We start from the raw sequence: 12,894 nt of genomic DNA on the forward strand, positions 1-12,894 counted from the left end.
TCCCGGCATCGCTGCTCGCCGTTTCGATTGCCCCACCTCCACCGCCCTCAGCGGTTGAGTTCGTTCAATCACCGGTAGGAGACGAGCCTGCCGCCCTAATAGGTGCGCAACTACTTGCCGACGGGAAACTCCTAGAAGTTGAGCAGGCCTTCTCAGCAATCACGCCGATACCTGTCAACGCTGCGGACGATGTTCCTCCCATCAATCAGACCGGATGCATGCTCAACCGCGAGTCAATCGAGCCGGAAGTCTGTTCGTATGGCGACACCCGGTCGTCCACAGTTATTGCGCTGATCGGAGATTCGCATGCGGCCATGGTCGCACCCGGGCTGAGCACCGCAGCTGCCCAGGCGGGTATTCGGCTGGATACTTACACTAAAGGTGCGTGCCCTATCGTCACGGTTCCAACCGAGTTCCAGGGAACCCCCTATACGGAATGCAACGAGTGGGTAGGTAACGTCACCGAGAGACTGATCTCGGAGCCACCAGCCGCAGTAATCACCATGATGAGCCGATACCGGGTTTTCGCTGATGGCATCACCCTTGGCTTCGATGAGAGCCGACCGGCACTAGCCGAAAGCTTGAATTCGTCGTGGCAGCGATTCCAGGATGCAGGGATTCCAGTCGCGTCGGTCCGCGCTACGCCCCGCCCAGACACTCAGGTCCCCGACTGTGTCGCTAGCAACGCCGAGAACCTGAGCGCGTGCGCCCTTCCCCGCGGAGACGTCCTCTGGGGTGATTCGCCCGAGATGCTGGCTGCCCAGGCGAATCAGGAAGTCAACATCATCGACCTCACTCCAGCGCTCTGCAACGACACCACTTGCCCGGCCGTCATCGAAGGAATCCTGGTCTACAGGGACGACAACCACCTCACAGCGACCTACGCACGAACCCTCAGCAGCCACTTCACGGACGGACTCAGGGAAGCTTTCCCTGACCTGATGAGGGACCAGGACGCACGCTAAACCGAGGTACCGCAGGCATCACGCCAGTTGCTCCGATCGTACCAAGTCGGCTTCCCGAGGGTGGTATCGAACATGTGCATCCCCGCCCCGGCAGTACCGCCCGGGGCGGGGCGCTGCGCCGTTGTTAGCGCAGGGACCTTCACCGGATAGGCGAAGGAAACCCGGCCGGTTGCGCGTTCGATACTTATCGGCGTCGAAAGAAGACCGCCCGCGTCGGTTCGGGCAATAAAGTCCAGGTTCGTTCCAGCGTTGCCCCACCCTGATTCGGTCGCCTGCAGAGGCACGGATGATCCAACGCGAAGAGCTGCCCGAGTAAAAGCCAATATCCCTCGAATACCCGGGCTGCCCGTAAATACCGAGGGATACTGCGGCGGCAAACGAGGGGTAGCCAACACTCATGTTCGGCTCGTTCATGCTGAACTGGTTGCCGCTAATCTTATTGTGAGTCCCGACCAACTGGTAGGGATCATTGAGGTGCCTCTCAGTGAGCATCGAGCTGGCAATGATTATCAGATAGCCGCTGGTACCTGTAGCGCGGCCAACATTCGTCTGCGTCTTCGCCCCGCGGCCATCGAACGCTGCGGCTGGCCGTCACCGTAGCGTGGGACTGATCAGCGTAAGTAGATGCCAGCGCGATGTTTTCGTCTCCACCCGCGAGGGGAACACCGCTATGCCCGTTCTTCCACAGCCGCACGCCCGCGCACCTATTCCCTATAGTCCGTGATGCGTCGTGAAGCCCTCAATCGCCCTTGGTCCCCAAGTATGCGTTCACCGCTAGCCCGGCCGGAGGATTCCAAGCCGTGGCCGACGCAACCCCATAAATGAATGTTCGTCGTCAGGTGAGAGATCCGGATGAAATGCGAATAACCTTGCCGCAGGCGCCGGGCAAGGTTAGCTACCAGGCTAGATATAAATGATCTCGCCCGACAGGCGGGAGGTCCGGAAGATGTCCAGACCCACGACCTCGAGGCATCGAGATCGAAGCCTAGGTCCCCTAGCGCATTACCGAAAGCACGACCAGCTACTGCCCACGAAGCGGAGTCTCGGCAGACATCCATCTAACCAAAAAACCCCGGAAGCCAACGAAGGCTTCCGGGGGTTTTGTCTGTAGCGGTGCCGGGACTCGATCCCGGGACCTCACGATTATGAGTCGTGCGCTCTAACCAGCTGAGCTACACCGCCACAAATGAGTGTGCCCGCAGCCGGGCCGTTTTGGCCTGCTTACGGGTCTCTCATTTGAGAGCCCCCCACCGGAATCGATCCGGTGACCTCGTTCTTACCAAGAACGCGCTCTACCACTGAGCTAGGGGGGCAACAGCAGAAAACTTTACCAGCTTCTGCCACCTACACGAAATCGGGTCCCAACCGCCTGGGCCGGGCCACGATTTCACCGTCAGACCCCCGGAAAACCGGGGATCTGACGAAATCAATCGGTTACTAAATTACCACTTGTCACGGCGCTGAGTGGTACCGGCTCCGGCACCCTTACCGTGACGTTCGTTACGGTCCTTGTTGAACCCGCCGCCTTCGCCTTCACGCTTCTTGAACGGCTTCTTGAAGCCGTCCCGGTCGCCTGAGGGCTTGCGGCCCTTGTCCAGCTCCAGGTGGATCAGCTCGCCGCCGATACGGGTCTTGGACAGTGCACGCCACTGATCCTTCGACAGATCAGCTGGCAGCTCCACCAGGGTGTGATCGGCGCGGATGTCGATGCCGCCGATCTGCGCTGAGGACAGGCCACCCTCGTTGGCGATAGCACCGACAATCGAGCCCGGCATGACCCGCTGGCGACGCCCCACAGCGATCCTGTAGGTCGCGTTGCCCTCGGTGAGGCTCCGTGTGGGTCCACGTGATCCGAAGCCGTCCTTGCGGCCTGCAGCGCGTTCCTTCTGCCCTGCGGGTGCCACCGGGATGTCCTTGACCAGGATTGGGTTGCCACCCTGCGCCATGACGGCCAGGGCTGCAGCGATCTCGGAGGCGGGCACGTTGTGCTCGGTCTCGTAGCTGGTGATCAGGTCACGGAAGATCGAGACATCTTCGGTAGCGATGGTCTCGGTGATCTTCTCGGCGAACTTGTTCATCCGCAACGCGTTGACGGCGTCGGAGGATGGCAGGTGCATCTGCTCGACGGGCTGGCGGGTGGCCTTCTCGATCGAGCGCAGCAGGTACTTCTCCCGCGGCGTGATGAACAGGATGGCGTCACCCGAACGGCCCGCGCGGCCGGTCCGGCCAATGCGGTGCACGTAGGACTCGGTGTCGTGAGGGATGTCGTAGTTGACCACCAGGGAGATGCGCTCCACGTCGAGCCCGCGGGCCGCAACGTCGGTGGCTACCAGAATGTCGAACTTGCCGTCGCGCAGACCCTCAATGGTCCGCTCGCGCTGCTGCTGAGGAATGTCACCGTTGATTGCTGCAGCCTGGAAGCCCCGTGAACGCAACTTGTCCGCCAGGTCTTCGGTTGCCATCTTGGTGCGCACAAACGCGATGATGCCGTCGAAGTCTTCAACCTCAAGGATGCGCGTCAGGGCGTCCAGCTTGTGCGGGCCCATGACCTGCAGGAAGCGCTGGCGCGTGTTGGTGCCGGTCGAGGTTTTACCCTTGACAGTGATTTCGGCGGGGTTGTTCAGGTACTTCGACGCGATGCGGCGAATGGCGCTCGGCATGGTGGCCGAGAACAGTGCCACCTGCTTATCGTCAGGAGTACCGGAGAGGATCTGCTCGACGTCGTCGGCGAAGCCCATGCGGAGCATCTCGTCAGCCTCATCCAGCACCAGGTACTGGAGGTTGGACAGATCGAGGGATCCCTTGGAGATGTGGTCGATCACGCGACCGGGGGTTCCTACTACTACCTGTGCACCGCGGCGCAGGCCGGCCAGCTGAGGGCCGTAAGGAGCTCCACCGTAAACGGGGAGAACCGTGAAGTTGTCGATGTGCTTGGCGTAGGAAGCAAACGCTTCCGCTACCTGCAGCGCCAGTTCACGGGTTGGTGCGAGCACCAGGATCTGCGTGAACTTGCTGGGACCGTTCAGGTCAGCCAGCTCGGCCATGCGGGACAGGGCGGGGATCGCGAATGCTGCGGTCTTGCCGGTACCCGTCTGCGCCAGGCCGACGACGTCGCGCCCTTCCAGCAGCACCGGAATGGTGGCCGACTGGATGGGGGAAGGCTTTTCGTAGCCGACATCGCTGAGGGCTGCGAGCACGCGGCCGTCAAGACCGAAGTCGGTGAACTTGATTTCGTCAGCGTCGGGAGCTTCACCATTCACGGGAGCGTCCACGGCGTCGGGAGCTGCAAGGGTTTCTTGAGAGTAATTTTCAGGCATGAGGGATTGACCTTCAGGTAGATGCCGGACAGCTAAGATCCAAGGAAGATCACAGCCGATGAACAAAGAAATCCGGCACTGTTTCAATCCCGCGGCAGGACTTCGCGTCATACGTGGTGGCCGCTATCTCAGCGGTCTGTATGACGTTTTCTTCTAGCCGGCGCTCCCTGATGAATCTGCCCGCATGCTTACTCTGCGAGCCCCAACACAACCTATCCAGCCCAGCAAAGGGGGTGGAAAATAAAGGGAATACCGGTGTGGGGGATATTTCAAGTGTACTGCATGGTGATACGGCGGTGCACCCGGTACGACGGCGACCGCGCGTGAGCCTGCCCACACAGGGCTGTGACGTGCCGGTTCACACATGTTCGTTCTTGAGCTGAGTTTCTTCTGCCGGTCAGGCGCGTCGAAGGATCGACGCCACCACCTTGTGGATCTCGGGGCTCAGCGTCACGCCCTCTTTCTCGGCGACGAGGAGCTGCTGGGCGGCGTCGACGTCGAGCCCCGCGAAGACCTGGTGCCCGGTGATCCCGTGCTCGGGTCGCTGCAGCACCGTGACGGTGTCGCCGGCCTGGATCTTGCCCTTGGTGATGACCCGCAGGTAGGTGCCCACCCGGTTGGCCTCGGCGAACCGACGCACCCAGGCGGGTTCCTTCACAAAGCGGGCAAAGTTCACGCAGGGGGTGCGGGGCGCGGTGACCTCCAGCACGACGTCGTCGCCCACCTGCCAGCGCTCCCCGATGACGGCGTGGCTGGCATCGATGTCGTCCACCCGGAGGTTCTCGCCGAACATGCCCGGGCTCATGGTGCGGCCCAGCTGGTCATCCCAGAAGTCGGCGTCCTGCTGCGAGTAGGCGTAGAGGGCCTTCGATTCGCCGCCGTGGTGTTTGCGGCTGGCCTGGATGTCGCCGGTGAGGCCCAGCTTGTGGACCGCGACCGGACCGTCGACGGCGCGCTTGTCGATGGCCGTCACACCGGTGGAATCCTTGGTGGGCAGCAGCTCATGAACAGTGCAGACAGCGAGCAGGGAACCTGTGGTCATAGCATCCATCCTAGGGATTGTCAGGGCTCAAAGCGGTAGCCCATGCCGCTTTCGGTGATGAAGTAGCGGGGCCGGGTGGGATCGGGCTCCAGCTTCTTGCGCAGCTGGTTCAGGTAGACCCTCAGGTACTGCAGTTCCTTGGCGTACGCGGGGCCCCACACTTCCAGGAGGAGCTGACGTTGCGGGATCAGCCGGCCCGGATAGGTGACCAGCTGGTCCACGATCTTCCACTCGGTGGGCGTCAGCCGCACCTCGGTCTCACCCGTGAAGGCTTTCCGGGCGCCGGTGTCCAGGGTGAAGTGCTCGGTGGTGATGATCGGGGCGGCGGGGGCGACGGCGCGGCGGCTGGCCGCCCGCAGCCTGGCCAGCAGTTCGTCGAGCCCGAAGGGTTTGGTCACGTAGTCGTCGGCACCTGCGTCGAGCGCGTCCACCACATCATCGGACCCGTGCCGGGCGGAGAGCACAATGATGGGCGTGGCCGTCCACTCCCGGAGCCGGGCGATGACCTCCATGCCATCCATGTCCGGCAGCCCCAGGTCCAGCACCACAATGTCCGGCCGGTGTTCGGTGGCGGCGGCGAGCGCCGACGCACCGTCGGTGGCGGTGATGGGCCGGTAGCCGTGGGCCCGCAGGTTGATCTGCAGGGCCCGGAGCAGCATGGGCTCGTCGTCGACGATGAGGACCGTGGTCATGCGTCGGCCCCCTCATCGCGGCCGGTGTCGTGGCCGGTGGCCAGTGGCAACCGGACCCGCAGGGTGAGCCCGCCGCCCGGCGTCGGGCCGGCGGTGAGCTCACCGCCCATCACCTCGGTAAACCCCTTCGCTACGGCGAGGCCCAGCCCCACACCGGCGCCAGCCGGGGCGTCGGTGGCGCGGCGGAAGGGCTGGAAGATGGAGCTCGCGTCCTCGGCGTTCACTCCCCTACCGTGGTCGACGATGCGCAGCTCACCGGCGGGAACGGCGTCGTCGGCTGTGCCCACGGTGCCCTCCACCGATCCGGTGATGACAATGTCCTCACCCCCGGCGTACTTGTGGGCGTTCTCCACCAGATTGGCGATCACCCGTTCCAGCATGCCGGGGTCGGCGGTGACCGGCGGCAGGTTGCCCGGGACCTCCACCCGCACCCGCTGCGCCGGCAGGCCCACCAGGGCGCCGGGCAGCACGTCCACCCAATGCACGGCGCGCAGGTGCGGGGTGACGGCGTCACCGGTGAGCCGGGACATGTCCAGGAGGTTGTTGATCAGCGCGTCGAGGCGGTCCGAGTAGTCCTCAATGGTTTCGAGGAGCTCTGCTTCCTCCTCCTTGGGGAGCTGCACGGCGTCGTGGCGGAGGCTGCTGACGGCGAGCTTGATCCCGGCAAGCGGGGTGCGCAGGTCATGGGAGACAGCGCGCAGGATGGCGGTCCTCATCACGTTGCCCTCGGAGAGGCGCCGGTTGGTCTGGGTGCTGGTGATCAGCTCCTGGCGTTGGCGCATGGCGGTGAGCTGGGTGCCGAACGCGGCGAGCAGGCCCTGGTCCCGGCCGGTGAGGGTTCTGCCGTAGAGGGCGAGGACCAGCCCGTCCGGCAGGGTCTCGGTGGTGTCCGCGGCGTCGAGGGTGAGGGGGGCTGCGGTGTCTTGCCCTGCGTCCTGCCCGGTGCCTTGCGCCGTGTCTTGCCCCGTGTCTTGCCCCGTGTCCTGGCTGATCAGGGTGGGCTGCGCGGCGGGGACGGTCCGCTCGAACAGGGCGACGGCTGGCACCCCGAAGTGGGTGCGGACGTGGGCGAGGAATCCCTGCAGGGTGTCTTCAGCGGCGAGGACCCCGCGGGCCAGCTCGCCGAGCGTCGCGGCCTCGGCGGTGGCGGCGGCGGCTTCGCGGGACCGGTCGGCGGCCATGCCCACCACCAGGGACACGGCCACGGCGACGCCGATGAACACGATCAGGGTGAACAGGTTCTGCGGGTCGGTGATTTCCAGCGAGCCCACGGGGGCTGTGGAGAAGTAGTTGAGCACCAGGGTGCCCAAGAGCGCGGCGAGCAGTGCCGGCCACAGCCCACCCACCAGGCGACGGCGATCACCCCGGCCAGCTGCACCATCACGTCCACGGCGAGGAAGTCGCTGCCCACCGTGTACATGACCCATTCGAGCAGTGGCGGCAGCACTAGGGCCAGGGCAAACCCGATCCCCACCCGCAGGCCGCCCACCGGACCCAGCCGGCTGGGCAACGTTGTTGACATGCGAGCATTCTGTCAGGGTTTCGGCGGCACCGGCGTGTGGTGCGCGCTAGACGGAGAACCCGCCGTCGGCCTTGATCAGTTGACCGTTGATCCACCGGCCGTCCTGGGACAGCAGGAACGCCACCACCCCGGCCACGTCCGCGGGAGTGCCGAGCCGCCCGGTGGGCTGACGCGCAGTGAGAGCCTGCCGGACGTCGTCGGACATCCAGCCGGTGTCCACCGGGCCCGGGTTGAGGGCGTTGGAGCTGATCCGCCGGTCGCCGAGTTCCCGGGCAGCGGCGATGACAATACGGTCCAGCGCCCCCTTGGAGGACCCGTAGCAGGTTGTCCACGGTGTGGTCGCTGGTGAGGGCCACGATGGCGCCGCCGTCGTCGTTGCATTGCAGGGCAAAGGCGTTGATCAGCTGCCAGGAGGCGCGGACGTTCACAGCGAAGTGGCGTTCGAAGCTCTTGATGGAGGTGGTGAGCAGCCCCGAGTCCACGCCTTCGCAGTGGGAGAGCACCAGGCCGCTGAGGGTGCCGAGTTCCTGGCGGGCGGAGCTGACCAGTTCGCCTGGGGTGGTGGAGTTCTCCAGGTCGCCGGGGAGGGCGACCACCCGGGAGCCGAGGGCTTCAAGCTCGGGGATCAGTTCCTGCACTTCGGCGGCGGGGTTGGTGGTGGCGTTGACCCGCTGGTCGTACGGGTGCCAGTAGCTCAGGGCCAGATCCCAGCCGTCAACGGCCAGCCGGCGGGCGAACCCGGCGCCGAGCCCTGCGGTGCGTCCAACGCCGGTGATGAGTGCTGCTTTACGTGCCATGGGTGGGTGCCCTTCAGTTGCCGGTCGGTGTTCAGTCTAGGCGGGCACGGTAGGTTGGAGATCACAACATTCCCTGCCGAAAGGTCACCACACATGACTGTCACAGCAATCATCAACGCCCACGTAGTGCCCATCGAGGGTGAGCCGTTTGACGGTTCGGTGGTGCTTGAGAACGGCAAGATCGCTGCGCTGGGTGCTGACATTGCCATCCCGGAAGGCGCCGAGATTCACGACGCCGCGGGTCAGTGGCTGCTGCCGGGCCTGATCGACGCCACGTGCACCTGGGCACCCATGAAGAGGGCGAAGGCTGGGCCGGCGACGACACCAACGAGATGACCGACCCCGTCACCGCGGGCGTCCGCGCGATCGACGCGATCAACCCGTACGACCCCGGATTCGACGACGCCCTGGCCGGCGGCATCACCGCCGTGAATGTGAACCCCGGTTCCGGGAACCCGATCGGTGGGCTCGCCGTCGCCATCCACACGCACGGCCGGTACCTGGAGGAAATGGTGCTGCGCTCCCCCAGCGGCCTGAAGTCGGCCCTCGGCGAGAACCCCAAGCGCGTGTACGGGGACAAGAAGCAGACCCCCTCCACCCGGCTCGGCGTCGCCATGATCATCCGCAAGGCGTTTATGGACGCGCAGAACTACATGGGCAAGGCCGACGAGAACGGCCGCGACCTCAAGCTGGAGGCGCTCGCCATGGTGCTGCGCCGGGAAATCCCGTGGCGCCAGCACGCGCACCGCGCCGACGACATTGCCACCGCTATCCGGCTGGCCGACGAGTTTGGCTACGAGCTGGTCCTGGACCACGGCACCGAAGCCCACCTGCTGGCCGACGTCCTGGCCGAACGCGGCATCCCCGTGCTGATCGGCCCGCTGTTCACCACCAAGTCCAAGGTGGAACTGCGCGGACGCTCCATCGCCAACCCGGGCAAGCTGGCCGCGGCGGGCGTGGAAATCTCCATCATCACCGACCACCCGGTCATCCCGATCAACTTCCTCATCCACCAGGCCACCTTCGCCATCAAGGAGGGCCTGGATCGGGAGACCGCGCTGCGCTCTATCACCATCAACCCGGCCAAGGTGCTGGGCCTGGCGGACCGGATGGGTTCCCTGGAGGTGGGCAAGGACGCCGACGTCGTGCTTTGGAGCGGTGACCCGCTGGACGTCATGCAGCGGGCCCTGACCGTCTGGATTGGCGGCCGCCCGGTCTACACGTACGACGCCGACACGCGCTCCGGCGTCGTTGTCCCCCGCGGTTAACATGCCCAGAACCCCGCGCACCCCGCTTCCGGCCCGGCCGGCGACGCTGAACGTTGCCGTCGTCGTCTGGCTGGTGGTGGCGGCGCTGTTTCTGGTGGCGGCGGCGTCGTTCATCGGGAACGCTCAACTGCAGGAACAGGACCGGACGGGCCTGCTGGGCCTCGGTGCGATTCTGGGGGCGCTGGGGTTGCTGCAGCTGTTCCTGGTGTTCCGGCTCCGGCGCGGGAAGCGCAGTGCACGGGAGCTGCTGACCACCATCGGGATCATCGTCGGGTTGCCGGTGCTGCTGCGCGGCACGCCGGGGCTCTCGGTGGTGTCGGTGGTGATGCTGCTGGCGATTGTCCCGCTGTGGCTGCCGCCCACCAGCGCCTGGTTCCAGAAGATCGACGCGAAGCCGGAGAACAAGTACCGCCGGTTGATCCGCCGGACCCTGAGCCCGTTCAAACGGTCCTAGTCTGGTTCTTCGGATAGACACAAAGAGCTGGGTTAGACACAGGAAAGCCCCCGCAGTTTCGGCTGCGGGGGCTTTCTTTGTGTCTGGGCGTCAAAGAGCTCTAGAGGGCTGCGAAGGCCTGTTCCAGGTCAGCGATCAGGTCCTCGATGTCCTCGATGCCGACGGAGAGCCGGATCAGGTTCTCCGGCACGGCCAGCTCGGTGCCAGCGACTGACGCGTGGGTCATCGCCGACGGGTAGTTCATCAGCGACTCGATGCCGCCCAGGGACTCGGCGAGGGTGAACACGTGGGTGGATTCGGCCACCCGGCGGGCCGCCGCTTCGCCGCCGATGAAGGACACGGAGATCATGCCGCCGAAGTCCTTCATCTGGGCTGCCGCGAGATCGTGGCCGGGGTGCTTGGGCAGGCCCGGGTAGAAGACGTCCTCCACCTCGGGGCGGCCCTGCAGCCACTCGGCGATGGCGCGGGCGTTGGAGCTGTGCCGGTCCATCCGCACGCCCAGGGTCTTCAGGCCGCGCGTCGTCAGCCACGCTTCCATCGGCGCGGAGACGGCGCCGACCGCGAACTGGATGAAGCCCACCTTCTCGGCGATCTCCTCGTTGCTGGTGATCACCGCTCCGCCGCTGGCGTCGGAGTGCCCGCCAATGTACTTGGTGGTGGAGTGGACCACGACGTCGGCCCCGAAGGAGAGCGGCTGCTGCAGGTACGGCGTCGCGAAGGTGTTATCGACCACGAGGATGGCACCGGCGTCGTGAGCGATCTTCGCGACGGCTGCAATGTCGGTGATCTTCATCATCGGGTTGGACGGCGTCTCCACCCACACCATGGCGGTGTTGTCGCCCACGGCGGCGGTGACGGCGTCGAGATCTGACATGTCCACGGCCTGGTTGCTGATCCCCCACGGGGACAGGACGCGGTCGATCAGGCGGTAGGTGCCGCCGTACACGTCGTTGCCCATGACAATCCGGTCGCCCGGTGCCAGCAGCGCGCGGATCAGGGAATCCTCGGCGGCGAGGCCTGAGGAGAAACTGAAGCCGTGGGTGGCACCCTCCAGCGCGGCGAGCTGCGTCTGCAGCGAATCACGCGTGGGGTTGGTGCCGCGGCCGTACTCATAGCCGTTGCGCAGCTGCCCGATGCCGTCCTGGGCAAACGTGGTGGTCTGGTACAGCGGGGGGATGACCGATCCGGTGGTGGGATCGGGCGTCTGCCCGGCGTGGATGGCCCGGGTGTTGAAGCCCTGGTTCTCGGCGTGCGTCATGATGCTCCTTATAAAGGGAAGTCAGATACTCATATAGGTCAGCAAGTCGTGGCGCGTCAGAATTCCCACAGGTGACCCAACGAACGTGACCATCAGCGTGTCGGAGTCCACCAGACGCTCCCGCGCGGTGGCCACCGACTCCAGCGAACCGATCAACTGCAGCTTGTCATTCATGTGCAGGGAGATCTTGTCGGTGAGCTTCGCTTCACCGTGGAAGAGCTTGTCGGTGAGCAGGCGTTCATCCACCGAGCCGAGCACCTCGCCCATCTTCACCGGCGGTTCCTGTGAGAGGACCGGGATGTTGGAGACGCCGTACTCGTTCATGATGTGGATGACGTCGCGCACGGTCTCGGTGGGGTGGGTGTGCACCAGGTCAGGCATGTTGCCGGTCTTGGCGCGCAGGATCTCGCCGACGGTCGCTTCGTCGCCGCTCTCCATGAAGCCGTAGGACTTCATCCAGTCATCGCTGAAGATTTTGCCAAGGTAGCCGCGGCCGCCGTCGGGCAGGATAACAACGACGACGTCGTCCTTGGTGAGGTTCTTCGCCACCCGCAGCGCGGCGACCACCGCCATGCCGCAGGAGCCGCCAACCAGCAGGCCCTCTTCGCGGGCGAGGCGGCGGGTCATGACGAAGGACTCGGCGTCGGTGACGGCGAGGATCTCGTCGGCGACGGTCTGGTCATAGGCGTCCGGCCACATGTCCTCGCCGACGCCCTCGACGAAGTAGGGGCGGCCGGTGCCGCCGGAGTAGATGGAGCCCTCAGGGTCGGCGCCGATGACGCGGACGGGGCCGCTGGCGCGGTCAGCGCTCACGTCCTTGAGGTAACGGCCGGTGCCGCTGATGGTGCCGCCGGTGCCCACGCCGGTGACGAAGTGGGTGATTTTGCCCTCGGTGTCGTTCCAGATCTCGGGGCCGGTGGACTCGTAGTGGCTCCGTGGGCCGTTCGGGTTGGAGAACTGGTCCGGCTTGAAGGCACCGGGGATCTCACGGACCAGCCGGTCGGAGACACCGTAGTAGGACTGGGGGCTGTCGGGGGCCACAGCGGTAGGGGTGACCACTACCTCAGCGCCGTACGCGGCGAGGACGTTCCGCTTGTCTTCGCCCACCTTGTCCGGCACCACAAACACGCACCGGTACCCGCGCTGCTGGGCTACGAGGGCCAGACCCACGCCGGTGTTCCCCGAGGTGGGTTCCACAATGGTGCCGCCGGGCTTGAGCTTTCCCTCGGCTTCGGCTGCGTCGACGATCTTCACGGCGATACGGTCCTTGATCGACCCGCCGGGGTTCAGATATTCAACTTTCGCCAGGACTGTGGCGGCAATACCGTCGGTCACGCTGTTCAGTTTGACCAGTGGGGTGTTGCCGATCAGGTCCACTATCGAATTCGCATACTTCATACCTACAAAGTTACCGCGAAGTCCTCCCGTTCCCGGACTCCGCCGAGTCGCCGGGTACTTCAACGGGCCTCGACCACGGGCGGGAAAGGCTGCCCGTATGCGCCATTACCCGCTGCCTGCCCGTGAACCGGCTGCCCTCCACCGAATCCGTGAGGAACCTGGACATCCGATAGCGACATCC

Annotated in this window: 10 protein-coding genes, 2 tRNA genes and 2 pseudogenes; 3 read left to right on the forward strand and 11 right to left on the reverse strand. The window is 65.2% G+C overall.

Annotation, left to right across the window (positions count from 1 at the left end):
- On the forward strand, positions 1 to 965 hold a 965-nt coding region (locus tag DDA93_RS15175), incomplete at its 5' end, for an SGNH hydrolase domain-containing protein (protein WP_279325280.1).
- Here DDA93_RS15175 and DDA93_RS15180 read toward each other — a convergent pair.
- The 9 genes and pseudogenes from DDA93_RS15180 to DDA93_RS15215 form a co-directional block, all read right to left on the reverse strand.
- Positions 962 to 1,249, reverse strand: a complete 288-nt coding sequence (locus DDA93_RS15180; RefSeq protein WP_116779210.1) for a hypothetical protein — start codon at positions 1,247 to 1,249, stop codon at positions 962 to 964. The genes DDA93_RS15175 and DDA93_RS15180 overlap by 4 nt on opposite strands.
- Positions 1,250 to 2,073: 824 nt before the next feature.
- A tRNA-Met gene (locus DDA93_RS15185) sits at positions 2,074 to 2,147 on the reverse strand.
- A 59-nt stretch (positions 2,148 to 2,206) separates the two neighbouring features.
- Positions 2,207 to 2,278 (reverse strand) — tRNA-Thr (locus tag DDA93_RS15190).
- Positions 2,279 to 2,407: 129 nt separating this feature from the next.
- Entirely contained in the window at positions 2,408 to 4,282 is a 1,875-nt protein-coding gene (locus DDA93_RS15195; RefSeq protein WP_116779211.1) for a DEAD/DEAH box helicase, read from the reverse strand.
- A 397-nt stretch (positions 4,283 to 4,679) separates the two neighbouring features.
- A complete protein-coding gene (locus DDA93_RS15200; RefSeq protein WP_116779212.1) occupies positions 4,680 to 5,324 on the reverse strand; it encodes an MOSC domain-containing protein in 645 nt (214 codons plus the stop codon).
- Between the two features lie 20 nt (positions 5,325 to 5,344).
- Positions 5,345 to 6,016, reverse strand: a complete 672-nt coding sequence (locus DDA93_RS15205) for a response regulator (protein ID WP_116779213.1) — start codon at positions 6,014 to 6,016, stop codon at positions 5,345 to 5,347.
- Positions 6,013 to 7,443, reverse strand: a complete 1,431-nt coding sequence (locus DDA93_RS15210) for an ATP-binding protein (protein ID WP_116779214.1) — start codon at positions 7,441 to 7,443, stop codon at positions 6,013 to 6,015. Before DDA93_RS15210 ends, DDA93_RS15205 begins: the two co-directional genes overlap by 4 nt.
- A gap of 141 nt (positions 7,444 to 7,584) precedes the next feature.
- Entirely contained in the window at positions 7,585 to 7,836 is a 252-nt protein-coding gene (locus DDA93_RS17150) for an SDR family oxidoreductase (protein WP_347693913.1), read from the reverse strand.
- Positions 7,795 to 8,335: pseudogene (locus DDA93_RS15215) on the reverse strand (SDR family NAD(P)-dependent oxidoreductase); the annotation flags it as partial. The gene DDA93_RS17150 and the pseudogene DDA93_RS15215, both read right to left, overlap by 42 nt.
- Before the next feature lie 93 nt (positions 8,336 to 8,428).
- Between DDA93_RS15215 and DDA93_RS15220 the strand changes: the two are divergent.
- Positions 8,429 to 9,603, forward strand: a pseudogene (locus tag DDA93_RS15220) (amidohydrolase).
- 1 nt (position 9,604) lies between these two features.
- Positions 9,605 to 10,057: a hypothetical protein gene (locus DDA93_RS15225; protein ID WP_116779215.1), complete on the forward strand. Its 453-nt coding sequence runs from the start codon at positions 9,605 to 9,607 to the stop codon at positions 10,055 to 10,057.
- Between the two features lie 100 nt (positions 10,058 to 10,157).
- On the opposite strand, the gene DDA93_RS15230 is transcribed toward DDA93_RS15225, so the two are convergent.
- Positions 10,158 to 11,315, reverse strand: coding sequence for a cystathionine gamma-synthase (locus DDA93_RS15230; RefSeq protein ID WP_116779216.1), 1,158 nt, complete (start codon positions 11,313 to 11,315; stop codon positions 10,158 to 10,160).
- Between the two features lie 21 nt (positions 11,316 to 11,336).
- Positions 11,337 to 12,713, reverse strand: coding sequence for a cystathionine beta-synthase (locus DDA93_RS15235; RefSeq protein WP_116779217.1), 1,377 nt, complete (start codon positions 12,711 to 12,713; stop codon positions 11,337 to 11,339).
- Between the last annotated feature and the right edge of the window lie 181 nt (positions 12,714 to 12,894).

Source organism: Arthrobacter sp. Bz4, from assembly GCF_003075455.1.
GTDB lineage: Bacteria > Actinomycetota > Actinomycetes > Actinomycetales > Micrococcaceae > Arthrobacter_D.